This is a genomic window from Corynebacterium pyruviciproducens ATCC BAA-1742 (genome assembly GCF_000411375.1).
Lineage (GTDB): Bacteria > Actinomycetota > Actinomycetes > Mycobacteriales > Mycobacteriaceae > Corynebacterium > Corynebacterium pyruviciproducens.
In genome coordinates this window covers 1,072,326-1,089,398 of sequence record NZ_KE150446.1, presented here as the reverse complement: position 1 = coordinate 1,089,398, position 17,073 = coordinate 1,072,326, and the positions used below count along the sequence as shown (strand labels likewise).

Annotated in this window: 12 protein-coding genes; all 12 read left to right on the top strand. The window is 62.4% G+C overall.

Features of this window, described 5'->3' with window-relative positions:
* Positions 1 to 590: 590 nt before the first annotated feature.
* The 12 genes from mraZ (at position 591) to HMPREF1219_RS04605 (ending at position 16,840) form a co-directional block, all read left to right on the top strand.
* The gene (gene mraZ / locus HMPREF1219_RS04660) at positions 591 to 1,022 is read left to right on the top strand and encodes a division/cell wall cluster transcriptional repressor MraZ (RefSeq protein ID WP_016459355.1); all 432 of its coding nucleotides are present in this window, start codon (positions 591 to 593) and stop codon (positions 1,020 to 1,022) included.
* Between the two features lie 67 nt (positions 1,023 to 1,089).
* A complete protein-coding gene (rsmH, locus tag HMPREF1219_RS04655) occupies positions 1,090 to 2,349 on the top strand; it encodes a 16S rRNA (cytosine(1402)-N(4))-methyltransferase RsmH (protein WP_016459354.1) in 1,260 nt (419 codons plus the stop codon).
* Positions 2,346 to 3,158, top strand: coding sequence for a cell division protein FtsL (ftsL, locus tag HMPREF1219_RS04650; RefSeq protein WP_016459353.1), 813 nt, complete (start codon positions 2,346 to 2,348; stop codon positions 3,156 to 3,158). Before rsmH ends, ftsL begins: the two co-directional genes overlap by 4 nt.
* Positions 3,159 to 3,256: 98 nt before the next feature.
* A complete protein-coding gene (locus HMPREF1219_RS04645) occupies positions 3,257 to 5,221 on the top strand; it encodes a peptidoglycan D,D-transpeptidase FtsI family protein (protein ID WP_211212605.1) in 1,965 nt (654 codons plus the stop codon).
* 113 nt (positions 5,222 to 5,334) lie between these two features.
* Positions 5,335 to 6,891: a UDP-N-acetylmuramoyl-L-alanyl-D-glutamate--2,6-diaminopimelate ligase gene (locus HMPREF1219_RS04640; protein WP_016459351.1), complete on the top strand. Its 1,557-nt coding sequence runs from the start codon at positions 5,335 to 5,337 to the stop codon at positions 6,889 to 6,891.
* A gap of 77 nt (positions 6,892 to 6,968) precedes the next feature.
* On the top strand, positions 6,969 to 8,504 hold the full coding sequence (locus HMPREF1219_RS04635) for a UDP-N-acetylmuramoyl-tripeptide--D-alanyl-D-alanine ligase (protein ID WP_016459350.1): 1,536 nt from the start codon (positions 6,969 to 6,971) through the stop codon (positions 8,502 to 8,504).
* A 5-nt stretch (positions 8,505 to 8,509) separates the two neighbouring features.
* Complete coding sequence (gene mraY / locus HMPREF1219_RS04630) at positions 8,510 to 9,625, top strand: phospho-N-acetylmuramoyl-pentapeptide-transferase (RefSeq protein ID WP_016459349.1); 1,116 nt, start codon at positions 8,510 to 8,512, stop codon at positions 9,623 to 9,625.
* Between the two features lie 544 nt (positions 9,626 to 10,169).
* Positions 10,170 to 11,651 carry a UDP-N-acetylmuramoyl-L-alanine--D-glutamate ligase gene (gene murD / locus HMPREF1219_RS04625; protein WP_016459348.1) on the top strand — a complete coding sequence of 494 codons (1,482 nt, stop codon included), beginning with the start codon at positions 10,170 to 10,172 and terminating at the stop codon, positions 11,649 to 11,651.
* Complete coding sequence (locus HMPREF1219_RS04620; RefSeq protein ID WP_016459347.1) at positions 11,651 to 13,408, top strand: FtsW/RodA/SpoVE family cell cycle protein; 1,758 nt, start codon at positions 11,651 to 11,653, stop codon at positions 13,406 to 13,408. Before murD ends, HMPREF1219_RS04620 begins: the two co-directional genes overlap by 1 nt.
* Entirely contained in the window at positions 13,405 to 14,511 is a 1,107-nt protein-coding gene (murG, locus tag HMPREF1219_RS04615; RefSeq protein ID WP_016459346.1) for an undecaprenyldiphospho-muramoylpentapeptide beta-N-acetylglucosaminyltransferase, read from the top strand. Before HMPREF1219_RS04620 ends, murG begins: the two co-directional genes overlap by 4 nt.
* A 21-nt stretch (positions 14,512 to 14,532) precedes the next feature.
* Positions 14,533 to 16,005, top strand: coding sequence for a UDP-N-acetylmuramate--L-alanine ligase (murC, locus tag HMPREF1219_RS04610; protein WP_016459345.1), 1,473 nt, complete (start codon positions 14,533 to 14,535; stop codon positions 16,003 to 16,005).
* A gap of 187 nt (positions 16,006 to 16,192) precedes the next feature.
* Complete coding sequence (locus HMPREF1219_RS04605) at positions 16,193 to 16,840, top strand: cell division protein FtsQ/DivIB (protein ID WP_016459344.1); 648 nt, start codon at positions 16,193 to 16,195, stop codon at positions 16,838 to 16,840.
* Positions 16,841 to 17,073 lie beyond the last annotated feature (233 nt).

The following is a 17,073-nucleotide window of genomic DNA, read 5'->3' as shown; positions in this document are numbered from 1 at the left end:
CTAAGCAGGGACCGGAACAAACATAACCCACCCCAAAAGGGGAGAAACCATGAATCCTCGGGTCCCCAGCAGGGAACTGCCTAAACCGTAATGGGCGGTATCTCATTAGGTCTAAGTTGCGAGCGTGTCGATGCTCCCCATTTTCCCCCACACTGATTCCCCACTTGTCCCCACCGCGGCTCCCCACTTTGCCCCCACCCGGAGGTCATGGAACAGCCTGGGGCTCATAGTAACGTCGCTTACCTGGGCAAAGGGGGTGTCGTGCGGATCTGAGGTTGAAGTGAGTGGTGGGGTTTTGGCTCTCAAGTTATTTCAGTGGTGAATTGTGGCGGGTTGATGGGGGAAAATGGGCGCCTTTTGCGTGTGGGGAGCCGAATTTTCCCCACGATTTTTACGTCGTTGAGCTGGGGTATTGTTGAATATTGCCAAATTTGGGTGGTGTTGGTGGTTGAAAGTGGGGGAAAGTGGGGTAGTGTGGACAGTGTTGGTGGATAGGTGAGGGACGTGTCCCTTACGGATTCACCGAGAGGAGAACGGATTCAGCTGCGAATCTGACTGATTGCTCGCCAGAGCGGGAAGGAGTACCCGAGATGTTTCTTGGTACTTACACCCCCAAACTGGACGACAAAGGTCGCCTCACTCTCCCGGCAAAGTTCAGAGATGACTTGGCCGGAGGGCTCGTGGTGACAAAAGGTCAGGATCACAGTTTGGCCATCTACCCAAAGGAAGAGTTCGAAGAGCGTGCACGCAAAGCGGCACGGGTATCGCGCACGAAACCAGAAGCGCGCGCGTTTATCCGTAACCTCGCTGCGAGTGCCGATGAACAAAGGCCTGATGGGCAGGGCAGGATCACGTTGTCTGCGGCACACCGCAAGTACGCAGGGCTTTCGAAAGCGTGCGTGGTTATCGGTTCCGTAGATTTCCTCGAGATCTGGGACGAACAATCCTGGGTCGACTACCAGGCTGAAACAGAAGCTGACTACTCAGCTGCTGAAGATGAGGTCTTGGGTGGCCTTCTGTAACAAGGGGGCTGCCCGAAGCGCGTAGCGCGTGCAGGAACTCTGCTCGAGTGGCCGGGGTCTTGTTCTGATGTACTTCCCCGATATCAGAACGGACCCGCACTCGGGCAGGGCTCTGTACGCACTCAACTACCACAGACACGTTCACCGGCTCACTGGGAAAGGAGGGGAGTGGCGCGTGAATAACTACAGTGATGTTAAGCAGCACCGTGAGGAAAATGATCGATCCGCCGATCATCACGCCGACCGCGTGCCCCCTCGTAGTGGCACAGATGAACCGAGTGTTTTGGAACCGTCACTGACCGCTGACACCGCACGGGTGCAGCGGTCGTTTGACCTCTCCGCCAACCACGGGCATGTGCCGGTCATGCGAGACCGAATGATTGAGCTTGTGGGAATGGGCATCGATGCCGCAGAGTCGACGGGAATCGTCGTCGATGCCACCCTCGGCGCCGGTGGGCACACCGAATACCTACTGGCCACCAACCCGCGTGCGCGCGTCATTGGTGTCGATCGCGACGCCCAAGCCTTGGCCGGGGCAACCGATCGTCTTTCCCAATTTGGGGACCGCTTCGTGGGTCTCAACGTGCGCTTTGATCTGTGGGTTGAAGCAGCCACCGCCTCCTCTCACCCCCTGTGTGTGGAGGCGAGTAGAAACGGCATCGCCGGGGCACTGTTCGATCTTGGAGTGAGCTCCATGCAGCTGGACCAGGAAGAGCGTGGCTTTGCCTACAAAGTGGACGCACCACTGGATATGCGCATGGATCCGTCCAAGGGAATTACCGCAGCGGAAATCCTCAACACATACTCGCACGGCGATTTGGCACGCATTCTCAAGAAGTACGGCGACGAAAAATTCGCCGGGAAAATTGCCTCGGCGATTATTCGCGAGCGGGAAAAGGAGCCGTTCGCACGGTCTGGGCGCTTGGTGGAGCTGCTGTATGAGACCATCCCCGCGCCGGCCCGCCGCCACGGTGGACACCCGGCAAAGCGCACCTTCCAAGCGCTACGTGTGGAGGTCAACCAGGAGCTGAAAGCCCTGGAGCAGGTCATCCCCATCACAGCCGAGGCGCTCCACGTGGGTGGTGTCATGGCGTTCATGAGCTACCAATCGCTGGAAGACAAGATCGTAAAAAGGGCATTGGGTGAGTTGACAACCTCGACCAACCCGCCCGGATTGCCAGTAGACCTCCCGGGAACGAAGCCGCACTTCCGGCTCCTCACGAGAGGTGCAGAAAAGGCTTCACCGGAAGAAATTGAACAGAACTCACGCGCGGCGTCCGTCCGAGTACGGGCCGCCCAGCGGACTCTGAATGGAGAAAGGTCATGACGCTACGCACGCGCCCCAGCACTCGACGCGGACGGACCCGCACGGCGGGACAGCCTCGTGAGACCCGTCGGCCACGTACGCCGGCAGTCCCCACGCGGCGTAGAGGCGTGCTCGTCGATCACCGCAAGACCGCTCGTCGCGATTCCGCAGGTTCTGTGATAACCATTCCAAAGTCGCCGGCGGAATTTACCCCGCAGCGTCAGCCGCTACCGGCGCGTCGTTTTGGAACCTCGCCGGTCACCCGACCTGAGCACAAGTTCGGGCGGAGGCTTGGCTCCAAGCAGGTCACCTCGAACCGCGGTCGCAGGGTAGTTCAAGAAAAGGCGGATACCAATACCGTCCGCTTCGTCGTACTGCTTTCGATCTTCCTCGCAGTAGGCGTGGCAATATCCGTGTGGCTATCCGGCATTGCCACCCAGCAGTCGTTCGAGTTGAGCACCCTGGCGCAAAGGGATGTCACGCTATCCCGGGAACTGGAGACAGCAAACCGGGACCTCGAGGAGCTGCGCTCCAGCGCGGAAATCGCCCGGCACGCGCAGGGGACCGGTGCGGTCGTAGCGACCGAGCCGGGGATACTTGCAACCGATGTCACTGGTGCCGTCATCGAGCAGCGACCGGCCAATCCCGCTGAATCCCGTCCTTTGACGGACGTCAATGGCGCGCCGGTTCGCGCCGATCGCGCCTCGAGCTCCCCCGAAGAGACGGAGGAAATCTCCGGCTCTGTTGTGCAGGTGCCGCAGGAAACCAACTCTGCTCCTAGGCTGCGCAGTAACGCGGGGCTTGCCCCGTACGACCCTAACCAGAGGTAGTCGCCGTTGCGGGTGAGCGGTCGCGCCTACCTCAGCTGTGCCGGATTGACGCTAGGCTGTCCGGTAGTTCATGGGGTTCAACGCACAAAGGAGTGAGGATGGCATCAAGATTTTCATCTAATCGCAGCCCCCGGCGAGTTGCAGGTTCCTCGTCCACACCGCGATCGGAGTCGGAGCGACCCGTGTCCGCGGCTAAGATTGTGCGCTCCCGCGTCAAGGTGTTGAGCGCCCTGGCGGCCATCCTCGCGGTGGTGCTCGTCGCCAGGCTTGCCCTGGTGCAGCTCGTTTGGGGGCCCGAGCTTGCTCTTCAGGCTGCGGACCAACGCACACGGGTGTACACCGAGCCTGCCAGGCGCGGTGCCATCCTCGATCGCACCGGCAAGCAACTGGCCTACACCATGAAGGCCAGCACACTCACCGTTTCCCCCAACGTCTTGCGCAAAGAACTCCCGATTTACATGCGCGGCGAGCTCATCAGCCAGGAGGAGTACAAGAACTACACCAACGCGGAGCTCGATAAGCTCGCGGCGGAGAAGGCGGACGAACGCATCGATGAGATGGCCCGCGAAATCCCCGTCATGGTGCGCGAATCTGCGGAAAACGCCGATGACATTAAAGAAGAGGACATCAAGAAGAAGCTGCTTGCAGATTCCAACTATGAAGTACTCGTGCGCAACGTTGACCCGGATGTGGCCGCCACAGTGCACGACAAGTATTTCGGCGTAGCAGCAGATCACCAGGACATTCGCCAGTACCCCAACGGTGCCATCGCGGCCAGCGTGGTGGGCAAGGTGAACAATGAGCAGGATGGCCAGCTCGGGCTCGAGGCGTTCGAGGATAAGGCGCTGGCCGGCCAGGATGGCAAGAAGACCCAGGATGTGGCTGCCAGCGGTGAATCGATCCCGGGCACCCTCCGCGATGTCACCCCCGCTGTCGACGGCTCCACCATCACCCTCACACTCGATCTCGATCTGCAGACCTACGTTCAGTCCCAGGTGCAGCAGGCCAAGGAAATGTCCAAAGCCAAAGGGGCGGAGGCCGTTGTCCTTGATGCAAAGACCGGCAAGGTCCTCGCCATGGCTAACTCGGACACCATCGACCCGATGGGCGATATAGACAGGCAGATGAAGAAGGACCGGACCTTCACTAACACCACCATTACCAGCCCTTTCGAGCCTGGGTCGGTGGCCAAAGTGATCACTGCCGCGGCGGCGATTGAGGAGGGCGTGACACAGCCGGAGACGGTTCACACCGTGCCGGGTTCCATCAACATGGCTGGGGTGACCGTCCGCGATGCGTGGGAACACGGCGATGTGAACTACACCACGGCGGGCATTTTTGGTAAGTCATCCAACGTGGGAACCCTCATGCTGGCGCAACTGGTGGGCGAGGACAAGTACGCCGACTACCTGAAAAAGTTCGGGATCGGGCAGTCAACCGGCATCGAGCTGCCCATGGAATCCGCGGGGCTCCTGCCAGCCCGGGAACAGTGGAGTGGCGGCACTTTTGCCAACCTGCCTATCGGCCAGGGAATGAGCTGGACGCTGCTTCAGATGGCGAGCGTGTACCAGACCATCGCTAACGGCGGTGAACGCATCGAACCGCGGATTGTGGATACCGTGACGGCCGAGGACGGCACCGTCACCACGCAGCCGGAGCCTGCGCGCACCCGGGTGGTGAGCCCGCAGACCGCCTCCACGTTGCTGGGGATGTTCCAGGCCGTCACGCAGAGCGATCCCACGGGGCTAAACCGAGGCACCGCTCCTGACGCCGCCATCCCCGGTTACCAAATTGCCGGCAAGACGGGTACCGCACAGCAGGTTGACCCTGTGACGCACGCGTACTCCAACTCGGATTACTGGATCACTTTCGCGGGCATCGCACCCGCCAACGATCCGCGCTTCGTCATCGCCCTCATGCTCGACGATCCGGAGCGTGGGGTACACGGCGGGGGTGGCCAAACTGCTGCGCCACTGTTTAAGGACATCTCCTCGTGGCTCATTGAGCGGGACAACATTCCCCCCGTTCCGCCGGGCGAACCACAGGTATTGCAAGTACCGTAACGGACAGTCGGATGCGTGCCACAAATGCAGAGGTTTTTAAAACCCAAGCCAATAGGTGCATACTGGTACGTCGGACTTAGAAAAGATTTTTGAGAAAAGGAACATTATTCACCGTGGCTGTGACAATCCAACGCATCGCAACCGAGTGCGGCGGAGAACTGCATCTTCGTCAGGGCGACGCTGACATTGAGATATCGCACATCGCGATCAACGGGGCCGATGCCCGCCCGGATGGAATCTTCGCGGCGGTAACAGGCACCAGGAGCCATGGCGCGAAATTCGCAGGAACCTCGCCGGCTGCTGCGATCGTTACTGATAAGGCCGGATACGAGGTCCTCAAAACCGCCGGAGAAACTCGGCCGGTGCTCGTGTTCGATGATCTACGCGCACACCTCGGGCCCGTGAGCTCACTCATCTGCGGTCATCCATCAAAGGACATGACGGTCATTGGCATCACCGGCACGTCGGGGAAGACCACCACGAGCTACATGGTCGAAGCGGGCCTCACCGCGGCGGGCGCGGTGGTCGGCCTCATCGGCACCACCGGCACTCGAATCGCTGGTACGCCTGTGCCCACCTCGCTCACCACGCCGGAGGCCCCCACGCTGCAGGAACTCTTTGCGCAGATGCGTGACAAGGGTGTCACCCACGTCGTGATGGAGGTGAGCTCGCACGCGATCGCGTTGGGGCGCGTCGGCGGAGTCGATTTCGATGTCGCACTGTTCACCAACCTGTCCCAGGATCACCTGGATTTTCACCCCACGATGGAGGATTACTTCCACACCAAGGCGAAGCTGTTCGTCCCGGGGTCGCCGGTGCGCGCTAAGAAGTCGATCATCTGCATTGATGATTCGTGGGGCGTGGACCTCACCAGGCTCGCCGGCCCCGCCGCAACCACTGTTTCCACCAAGGGGGCCCCGGCCACGTTTATGGCCACCGATCTGGAGTCCGATCCCGACGGCACGTCCCGCTTCCTTGTGAACTACAAGCAGAAGAAGCAGAAGGTCCTCATCCACATTCCGGGTGTGTTCAACGTGGCCAACGCCACGCTCGCCATCGCCGCCGCCGCTGCGGTCGGCGTGGATGTGCGCGCGTTCACCGAGGGGCTCAAGGATATTCAGGTTCCCGGACGCATGCAGAGCATCGCCAACGAGAGTGACATCCTTGCCGTGGTGGATTACGCCCACAAGCCGGCGGCGCTCGAGGCAGCTATCAAAGCCGTTAAGGACGAGGTTAAAGGCAGGGTCATTGCTGTCTTTGGTGCGGGTGGCGACCGAGACCACGGCAAGCGCCCCATGATGGGTGCCGCAGCGGCTGCGGGGGCCGATACCGTCATCATTACCGATGACAACCCTCGGTCGGAGGAACCCGCCACCATCCGTAAGGCGATTGAGGTCGGAGCGAAGGAATACATCGCCGGTCACCCCGGGCGCCGCGGAGTGGAGATCGTAAACTGCGGAGACCGCGGCGAGGCGATCCGGCTCGGCGTGAGTAAGGCGCAGCCGGGCGATGCCATTATCGTCGCCGGCAAGGGGCACGAGCACGGCCAACTGGTCGGGGACACGGTGAAGGAATTCGACGATTCTAAGGTGTTGGCCAGTGCCCTGCGCGACGCGGCAGCCGACAACGACGATGAGGACGCCGGGGACAGCCCTCGACGCAACCAGTAGGTGCGAGGAAAGACTATTGTGAACCGACGACTACCCAGCAGGAAAGCCGGTGCGCACAACGATGAAAGGGACGAATCATGATTCCACTGACTCTCGGTGAGATAGCTTCAATCACCGGCGGCCACCTTGTTGATGGAGCCATCGCGGCCACGGTTGTTTCTGGGAGCGTGGAGTTCGATTCCCGGAACATCACCGAGGGCTCGCTTTTCATCTGTCTTCCTGGCGTGCGGGTCGACGGCCACGATTTCGCCGGAATCGCCATTGAACAAGGCGCGGTCGCGTGCATCGAGGGACACCGCACCGGCCAGCCGGCGATCCTAGTTGAGCCGGACGATTCCGGGGAGTTGAGCGATTCCGCCTCATCCTATGTGCTGGAGGCGGATACGACCGGCGAGGGGCAGGCCGTCATCACGGCCCTGTCCAAACTCGCCCGAGCCCACACGGCCCTGGCCGTGGAAAAGCACGGCCTCACCGTCATCGGGGTGACGGGATCCGCCGGCAAGACCTCCACCAAGGACCTCATCGCTAGCGTGGTGGGGCAGGCGGGGGAGACAGTCGCGCCCCCAGGCTCCTTCAACAACGAGCTCGGCCACCCGTACACGGCCTTGAAGGTCGGGCCAAAGACTACTTTCCTGGTAAGTGAGTTGTCGGCGCGCTCGATTGGCAATATTGCCCACCTCGCGCGGATCGCACCTCCGCGCATCGGCGCGGTCCTCAACGTGGGCACCGCGCACATCGGCGAGTTCGGTTCCAAGGAGAACATCGCTTTAGCTAAGGGCGAGCTCGTCGAGGCGCTCCCCAGCGCTGCGGACGGCGGAGTGGCCGTGCTCAATGCGGACGATCCCCTCGTCATTGGGATGGCCCCCCGCACGCAGGCCAAGAACCTCACCTTCGGCATCGAAAACGATGCCGATGTCCGGGCAACGGACGTGGAACTCGATCCGGTGGCGCGCGTGGGATTCACTCTGAGAATCAAGGGCGAAAAGCCCCGTCGCATCCAGTTGCGCGTCTTCGGTCGTCACCAGGTGTACAACGCTCTCGCCGCGGCGGCGGTGGGGTACGCCGCGGGCCTTGATTCGGAGACCATTGCCGACGCTCTCAGCGAGCACGTCTCTCCCTCGGAGTACCGCATGGACGTGCGCACGAGAGGCGACGGCGTGACGGTCATTAACGATTCGTACAACGCCAACCCTGACTCCATGCGCGCTGGGATCGACGCTTTGTCGTACACGGCCGCAGGCCGTGACAACGCCCACTCGTGGGCCGTGCTCGGTTCCATGGGAGAGCTGGGGGAGGATTCCCTGACGGAGCACGCGGCGCTCGCAGAGGTGCTGTCCAACCGGCACGTTGATTACCTCGTTGCGGTGGGCGATAACCCGGCGATGGAGACGCTGGCCCGTGAGGCGCGTCGTTACGACATCAATACCGAGGTGGTTTCCACTACCGAAGAGGCAGCGGATATAGTTTTAAGGCATCTAAAACCACACGATGTAGTTCTGGTGAAGGCTTCCAACGCCTGCGGACTGTGGGCTGTTGCGCACAGGCTGTTGTCCGCCGAGGAGGCCACCGGTGCTGAAAACCAAGAAGATACACATTCGCGTGAGGTGAAGTAGGGCGTATGACCCAGATCATCATTAGTGGCGTCGTCGCTTTCCTGTTCTCAATCCTCTTTACGCCTTTTTTGATTAGGAAGTTCTCCTCGGAGGGCTTGGGGCAAGAGATCCGGGAAGACGGCCCAAAGTGGCACTTGGCAAAGCGGGGAACCCCCACGATGGGTGGTATCGCCATCCTGTTGGGGATCATCGTCGCCTACACGGTTTCCTCGCTCTACGCGTCGGTCTCTGGCTACGGCGGTGCCACGGCATCTGGACTTCTCGTCCTGGGGCTCACCATCGCCATGGGGTTGCTCGGTTTCGCCGATGACTTCATCAAACTGTACAAGAACCGCAACCTGGGGCTGAACAAGAAGGCGAAGCTCATCGGCCAGTTCGTGGCCGCCATTGTGTTCGGGATCTTGATTATTCAGTTCCCCAACGAGCAGGGGCTGACCCCCGGCTCGACGAGCCTCAGCTTCTTGCGCGATATCCCAACCATCGACGTGGCTTTCGGCGATGGCGGGGTGTTCGGCGTGTTTGGGTTCCTTGTGTTCCTCGCTTTCATGTACATTCTCATCTCCGCGTGGACCAATGCGGTGAATTTGACGGACGGCCTGGACGGGTTGGCTGCTGGCTCAACCGCCATGGTGATGGGTGCCTACACGCTTATTACGTTCTGGCAGTTCCGCAACTCCTGCGCCGTCGCCATCGAGGCATCGTGCTACCAGGTGCGCGATCCCCTGGATCTGGCTATCCTCGCCGCGGCGGGGCTGGGGTCGTGCCTGGGGTTCCTGTGGTGGAACGCCGCCCCCGCGAAGATCTTCATGGGGGATACGGGTTCCCTTGCTCTGGGTGGGCTCGTTGCCGGTTTGTCGGTGACCTCGCGCACGGAGCTCCTCATGATCATCATCGGTGCGCTCTTCGTAGTGGAGGCCGCGTCTGTGGTGATTCAGGTGGCAAGCTACAAGTCCACAAAGAAGCGCGTCTTCAGAATGGCCCCCTTCCACCACCACTTTGAAGCCGGTGGCTGGGCGGAGACCACGGTTGTGGTTCGCTTCTGGTTGCTCTCCGCGATGTCGGCCATCGTTGGTCTGGCGGCGTTCTATGGCGACTGGTTGTCCTCCGCCCCTCTGGGGTAGCTGTTTTTACCGCTTATCGACGTCCCCCTCTCGCCCTTTCCTCGTCACGTGCGGTTGGTTCCTCTTTGCTAGCGGTCGTACTCGCAGTGGCGAGAGTCCCGAAAATCCTAGGATTCTAGGAATTGGACCCCGAACGTTCGGGGGCCATTTTTATTTGCCAGGCAGTTGCGTCTGCACACGTCTCGCCACTCTCGTCCGCCAACGCCATCGCCTGCCCTCAACCCGTGAGGCGGTGAAACCGCTTTAACCGAAACCGTAACCCGGGAGGCGGTGAAACCGCCTCGCCTGCCGGGCCCGCGGTGCTGTGTGGCTTCGGTGTGGAAGGGCGGGGGAGTTCGCTGGGTAACGCGCCAGTGACCGGGAAAAGTCCCAAAATGAAACGCAAGGTAAAATTGGGACTAAAGTGACTGGCAAGAAAAAGTGTGGCGCTTGGGAGGTGCATCCCCGCCTGACGGGCTGGAATGAATAAACTAAGCACCACACATATACACCGCGACTGAGTGATCGGCAGCGACCAAAACAGCGACCTTTCTGTGGAGAAAAAGTGACAACTGAGGACGATAAAGACAAACGAGGCTCGCTTCCGGAGCAGCTCACAGGGCCGCTCCTTGTCGCCGGCGCGGGGGTGTCAGGAGAAGGGATCGCCCGGCTGCTAGTCGCCTGCGCTGCTGACGTGACAGTGGCCGATGCCAACACCGTGACGGGGCAGGCACTCGCCAGCAAGCTGGGGTGCGCCTTTATCCCACTGGACGAGGCGGTGGCACAGGTGGATCGCTACGCCACCGTTGTCACCTCCCCGGGGTGGAGGCCGAACTCGGAACTATTTGTCCAGGCAGCAGCCCACGGTGTCCCGGTCATCGGCGACGTGGAAGTTGCCTGGCAGCTGGATCAGGCGCGCTGCTTTGGAGAACCACACACGTGGGTCGCCATCACCGGCACCAACGGGAAGACCACAACCACAGGAATGGCTGCGGCTATGCTCGCCGGGCCGGATCGCGAACACCCACTGGCACTCGCCGTGGGCAACATCGGTGTCGCCGTCGGCGAAGCCCTGTACCACGAGCCGCGGGTGGACACTCTCGTCGCCGAGCTCTCAAGCTTCCAGCTTCACTACTCCTCAACGCTTCGGCCACGGGTAGGAATCGTCCTCAACCTCGCCGACGATCACCTCGATTGGCACGGCAGCTTTGAGGCCTACGCGGCGGCCAAGGCGAAGGTGCTCCACGCGGAGACACCACTCGTCAACGCCGACGACCCCGTCGTGCGCAACCTCGCCCCCGAAGCGATCAGCTTCACGCTGGGCGAGCCCGCACCCGGGCAGATCGGCGTGCGCGACGGCTACATCGTCGATCGTGCGTTCGTGGACGACAACGTAGGCGAACAATCTGACGGGAAATCACAAGCCGAAGGCGAGGGGCTCGTGATCGCGCCGGTCGAGGGAATCAGCCCGCCCGGTGTGGCCGGAATCGCGGATGCGCTTGCGGCAACGGCCGTGGCCCGGGCGCTGGGCGCGCCTGCCCACGACATTGCCGCGGCGCTCGCGAGCTTTTCCGTGGCCTCCCACCGGGGCGCGATCACTCACCGTGGCGGGGGCGTCACCTTCGTGGATAACTCCAAGGCGACAAACCCCCACGCGGCCGCGATGGCCCTCAAGGGCGTTGCACGCTACATCTGGATCGGCGGTGGGCAGCTCAAGGGCGCGCACATCGACACGTTCCTCCGTGCGAACGCGCCCCACATGACCGCCGCGGCGCTTCTCGGCGTGGACAGGGAAAAGCTGCGCGAAGGTCTCGCTAACGTTGTGCCGGAACTACCCGTTTTTGTCACGGGTAAGACGGACAAACACCGCGCAATGCGGGAAATCTTCGAGTTCGTGGCCTCAGTTGCCCAACCCGGAGACACCGTGATGCTCGCCCCGGCGGCAGCGTCACTGGACATGTACAAGGGGATGGCTGAACGTGGTGATATCTTCACCGCCTGCGCCAAGGAATTTTTCCCCAGTGAAGAAAGCGAGAGTGCCCACTGATGCCACGCTATGCGGTTGAATCGGCCCGCCGTGACGAGACACCAGCACGCCGGGGCGCATCCCCGGTGCCCAGGAATGGCGCCCCCGCGGCACGCGGGGACAACGCCCGCCGTGATTCGGCGCGCCACGACGGCCCGCTGGTGACCTGGTGGCGCGCGCAGCACGCCAAACCACTGGTGGATTACGGGGTCATCATGGTAGTCATCGGGCTCCTCACCTCCCTCGGGCTTGTTGTCGCCTACTCCACCACGACGACGTGGTCGGTGGTGGACGATGACGCGACGGTGTGGAGTTCGGCCGTCAAGCAAACCGTGTTTGTGCTCATCGGGCTAGTTGCGATGTGGATCGCGATGAGGCTGCAGCTTGACTGGGTGCGCAGGCTGTCACCGCTGCTCATGGGGATCTCCATCGTCCTTCTTTTCGTCGTGCTGCTTATCGGCACGGGCGGGCAAGAGGTCGGATCGCAATCGTGGCTCCAGCTGGGGCCGGTCAGCTTCCAGCCGAGTGAGCTCGCCCGCGTCTCTATCGCCATCTGGGGCTCCCACTACCTGGCGGGGCGCGTGGCCCACGGTACCGGGTTGGACAGTCACCAGTGGATTTTCATTGGCGTGTCGGCCCTTACCTGCGGACTCATCTTTTGGCAGGGCGATGTGGGCATGACTGCAACCACGCTCCTCGTTGTCATCGCGCTCCTGTTCTTCACCGGCATGAGCTGGAAGTGGTTCACCGGTGGCGCGATCGTCGCGCTCGCGGCGATCGTCCTCCTCGTCACCTTCGGTAGTGGGTACCGCGTCGAGCGCATCACCACCTTCTTCGACGCGCTCACCGGACACTTCGAGGAGACGCGCTCCAGCTCGTTCCAGTCCTACCAAGGTTTCCTCTCGCTTGGCGACGGCGGTTTGCTGGGCCTCGGGCTCGGACAGTCGCGCGCGAAGTGGTACTACCTCCCCGAGGCGAAGAACGACTTCGTCTTCGCGGTCATCGGCGAGGAGCTCGGCTTGTGGGGCGGGATCATCGTCATCGGCCTGTTCGCAACGCTGGCGATCTACGGCTTCCGCACCGCCATGCGCAACAACAAATCTTTCATGGCGCTCATGTCCGGTACCCTCGTGGCCGGCATCGTCTTCCAGGCTTTCTTCAACATCGGGTACGTCATCGGCTTGTTCCCGGTGACGGGCGTTCAGCTGCCGCTGCTGTCCTCTGGTGGTACGGCGACGGTCATCACGCTCGGTGCACTGGGGCTCGTCGCTTCTTGTGCCAGGCACGAACCGGAGGCGATTTCCTCGATGCAGTACAACGGGTTCCCCGCCATCGACCGAATCTTGCGCCTGCCGGAGCCTTCCCCAACGGATGGATCTCTGCGGACAGCGCCACAGACGAGGGTCCCCAGCGAGGAAATGGTGACGCGAGGAGCGTCGCGCGCGGGTACCACTGACACCGCAGAGGACGAGGGATACCAGCGCCGGGCGGCACCGGGAATGAGCCGGGAGCGCGCAGCGTCGGCCGGCTCACGGCGTGCCGCGCGAGCTTCGGACATCTACAGGTCACACGACGTGAATCGAAGGTCGCGGTGGTCCACCGGAACCGGTGGCGCGCCCCGTGCGGGACGGGGGAGAGCGACCGGAGAACCCGAGCTCGGTGACGAGCGTGCCCCCTCCTGGCAGCGGGAACGCGACGAGCGTGGCAGAGGCACGCCGCAGGCCCCGTGGCGCAGGGAAGGCAATAGGAACGGACGAAATGCAAGGAGACAAAGGTGAGTAAGGTACACGAGCCGCTATCCGTTGTTGTCGCGGGCGGCGGGACCGCCGGGCACATCGAACCGGCGATGGCGGTGGCCGAAGTGCTCCGCGATGACCACGGCGTGCGAGTAACGGCGCTGGGGACAAAGAAGGGGCTGGAAAAAGATATCGTCCCAGAGCGCGGATTCGATCTGCGCATGATTCGACCGGTTCCCGTGCCCCGCAAGGTCAACGCGACGCTAGCCGCTCTCCCGCTCAACGTGGTCAGGGCCGTGAGAGAGACACAAAAGATCCTTGCGGATGTGGAGGCCGATTGCCTCATCGGGTTCGGCGGGTACGTGTCCGCCCCCGCCTACATCGCCGCACGTCTGTCTGGTATCCCGTTCTTTGTCCACGAGGCGAACGCGCGCGCCGGGATGGCGAACAAGCTCGGGATCGCGCTCGGCGGAATCGGGCTTACGGCCGTCGCCGGTTCGGGCGTGAAAGGCGATGTTGTTGGTGTCCCCATCGCCCGGCGCCTCTATCCGGGAAATGAGGAGACACAGTCAAAGCGTCGCGCGGAGGCTTACGCACAATGGGGCCTGGAGGACGGGAAGAAGACGCTCCTGGTCACCGGCGGGTCGCAGGGCGCGCTATCCCTCAACCGCGCGCTGGCGGGGGCGTTGGACTCGATCACTGCGGCGGGCTTTCAGGTGCTGCACGCCTACGGGCCGAAAAATGAGCCACCGGCGCCGCACAGCAATTACGCCGCGGTGGCGTACATCAAGGACATGAGCCTCGCCTACGCCATCGCGGACGTGGTGGTGTGCCGTGCCGGGGCGATGACGGTAGCCGAGGTGACTGCCGCCGGGATCCCCGCGATCTACGTCCCCCTGCCACACGGAAACGGGGAGCAAGCGCTCAACGCGCAGCCGGTGGTGAAGACCGGGGGTGCAACGATCATCAACGATGCCCAGCTCACCGCCGAGACGCTGAGTTCTCAGGTGCTGGCTATCCTAAATGATTCCGAGATTCTAGAATCAATGGCAGAATCGACGCGACGGAGCACGCTCGGCCACGCGTCCGAGGACATCGCCGAGCGGGTCTTCGCCAAGGCACGCAGCTTTAGGAAAGGCAAATAAGTGGATCTTCACCGCGTACATATGGTCGGCATCGGTGGCGCAGGGATGAGCGGGCTCGCCCGCATCCTCTTGTCCCGTGGATCGGTGGTGACTGGGTCAGACGCCAAATCGTCCCGCGTGGTTCTAGCCTTGCGGTCCATGGGTGCACAGATCGCCGATGGCCACGCAGCGGACAACCTCACCCTCTCCGGTGAGCTGCCCACTGTGGTTGTCACCTCGTTTGCCGCCATCCCCAAGAACAACCCTGAGCTCGTCGCTGCGCGGGAGCAGGGGATTCCCGTCATCCGCCGCAGTGACCTGCTTGCAGAGCTGATGAAGAACCGGATCCAGTTGCTGCTCGCCGGCACCCACGGCAAGACCTCCACAACGTCCATGTCCGTGGTCGCCATGCAACAGGCCGGCCTCGATCCCAGTTTCGCCATCGGTGGCCAGCTGAACAAGGCCGGGACGAACGCGCACGACGGCACGGGATCCACGTTTATTGCCGAGGCGGACGAGTCCGATGCATCGCTGTTGAGCTACGCGCCGGATGTAGCCGTGGTGACCAACATTGAGCCCGATCACCTTGACTTCTTTGGCACGCCCGAGAAGTACTTCGAGGTGTTTGACAAGTTCGCCCAGCTGATAGCAGACAACAGCGGCAGCCTCATCGCCTGCATGGAAGACGAGCATGCGGCACAACTTGCCGAGCGAGCACCGGGGACCGTGTACGGGTACGGGTTCCGCGACACCATGGCCGCTACTAAGGTCACCCCGCTCGTCGTGGTGACCGGCGTGGAGCTGACGGAATACGGTTCTGTCGCGGCGGTAGAGGTGCACGTGCCGGAGGGCGAGATCATTCCGGCGCACATGACGGTGCGCACCCCGGGGCGCCACATGGTGCTCAACGCGGCGGCAGCCCTTGGAGCAACGTTCCTCGCCGCCGTGCGGGAGGGCCGACCCGGTGATGCCTCGACGGTGGAGCAGCTTGCCGCCGGGATCTCGGACTTCACGGGTGTGCGGCGCCGCTTCGAGCTCAAGGGGACCGTAGACAAGGGCCCGCTGGCAGGGGTGCGGGTGTACGACGATTACGCGCACCATCCCACCGAGGTCGCGGCGGTACTCCGTGCCTGCCAGGCCAAGTCGGTGGGTGAGGCGCGCAGCGTCGGCAAGTCCGATGATGAACGCGTTCACGTTATCGTCTGCTTCCAGCCGCACCTGTATTCACGGACGATGAAATTCGCCAGCCAATTCGCGCAGTCCCTGGGGATCGCGGATCACGCGATCATCCTCGATGTGTACGGCGCGCGCGAGGAGCCGGTGGAAGGCGTCACGGGTGCCCTCATCGCCGATCAGATGGATGGATCTGCGCAGTACGTGCCCAGCTTCAACGATGTGGCGGCCGCCGTCGCGCGTGTCGCCCAACCCGGCGATATCGTCCTCACCATGGGTGCGGGCTCGGTAACGATGCTGGGGGCGGAGATCCTCCGGTCCCTGGAGGAGCTGGAGAAGTAACCTGGTTCGCGCGTTGGGAACCGCGGTGTGCCCAAGCCAAAAAGACGTGGGCAGCGGTCGCCGGTCCGGCGCGCGCTGCGTGCAGAAACTGGTGATGCCCACCGCAGTGGTGGGTTTAAGCGCCGCAGTGCATGGTTGTGTTGAAGCCATCCCTTTGGGATGCACGGTGAAAGGAGTGGGATAGGACGTGAAGAGGTTTTTTATCGCGTGTGTCTCGGTGGTGGTCGCGGTTGTGGCCGTCTTCGCCTTCGTTATGCTCACGCCGTGGTTCACCGTGAAGACGGTAGAAGTGCACGGAGCCGAGCACATTTCCTCGGACGAGGTTGCTGCGGCCACGGGCGTCACCGTGGGGGAGCGGCTCGCCACCGTGTCCCCGCGCGACGCGGTGAAGGGCGTTGGGGCGCTGCCGTGGGTAAAAAAGGCGACGGTGAGCAAGGATTGGCCCAGCACCGTCACCGTGTCGGTGGTGGAGGAACAGGCGGTTGTCTACCAAACCACGCCCGACGGGACCGTGCTCATCAACGCGGAGGGCATGCCCTTTGTCATCGATCAACCCACCGTGGGGGCGGTAGAGATCGTCGGAGCTAGCGACCCGGCTGTGTTCTCCGCCTGCCTGACAGCGATCAACGAACTCACCCCGGCGGTGAGAAAAGACGTGGCCCGGGTCAGTGCGCCCAGCCAGTATGAGATCACCCTCGAGCTACTCGACGGACGGTCGGTGTACTGGGGGTCCGCCGAACAGGCTCACAACAAGTCGGTTGCCACCGAGATCGTGCTCACCCGTGAGGGCCAGCACTTCGACGTGTCCAACCCGCAGCTGGTCACCCTTGGCTAGCGGAATGGCGGCCGGCCCCAGCTCGGTGGGGTTCGATGGACGTGATGTGGGGAGGGTGAGCCCCACGGAAAGCGGAGGGGAGCAGAGAGTGGGCGTCGGCAAGCCAACCACTATAAACCCTCAACCTCAAGTAGAGGGTGGAGACACGCCGCCCCAATGGTGATACACATTTTCGCTCGTGTGGTTGAAAATTGGAGGGAACCAGAACTTGAACCAGTTGCTGAGCACTAGCA

Bases quoted from the DNA above. Each gene is read 5' to 3' on its own strand.
- mraZ (WP_016459355.1), top strand. From the start codon at position 591: ATGTTTCTTGGTACTTACACCCCCAAACTGGACGACAAAGGTCGCCTC.
- rsmH (WP_016459354.1), top strand. From the start codon at position 1,090: ATGTACTTCCCCGATATCAGAACGGACCCGCACTCGGGCAGGGCTCTG.
- ftsL (WP_016459353.1), top strand. From the start codon at position 2,346: ATGACGCTACGCACGCGCCCCAGCACTCGACGCGGACGGACCCGCACG.
- HMPREF1219_RS04645 (WP_211212605.1), top strand. From the start codon at position 3,257: ATGGCATCAAGATTTTCATCTAATCGCAGCCCCCGGCGAGTTGCAGGT.
- HMPREF1219_RS04635 (WP_016459350.1), top strand. From the start codon at position 6,969: ATGATTCCACTGACTCTCGGTGAGATAGCTTCAATCACCGGCGGCCAC.
- mraY (WP_016459349.1), top strand. From the start codon at position 8,510: ATGACCCAGATCATCATTAGTGGCGTCGTCGCTTTCCTGTTCTCAATC.
- HMPREF1219_RS04620 (WP_016459347.1), top strand. From the start codon at position 11,651: ATGCCACGCTATGCGGTTGAATCGGCCCGCCGTGACGAGACACCAGCA.
- murC (WP_016459345.1), top strand. From the start codon at position 14,533: ATGGTCGGCATCGGTGGCGCAGGGATGAGCGGGCTCGCCCGCATCCTC.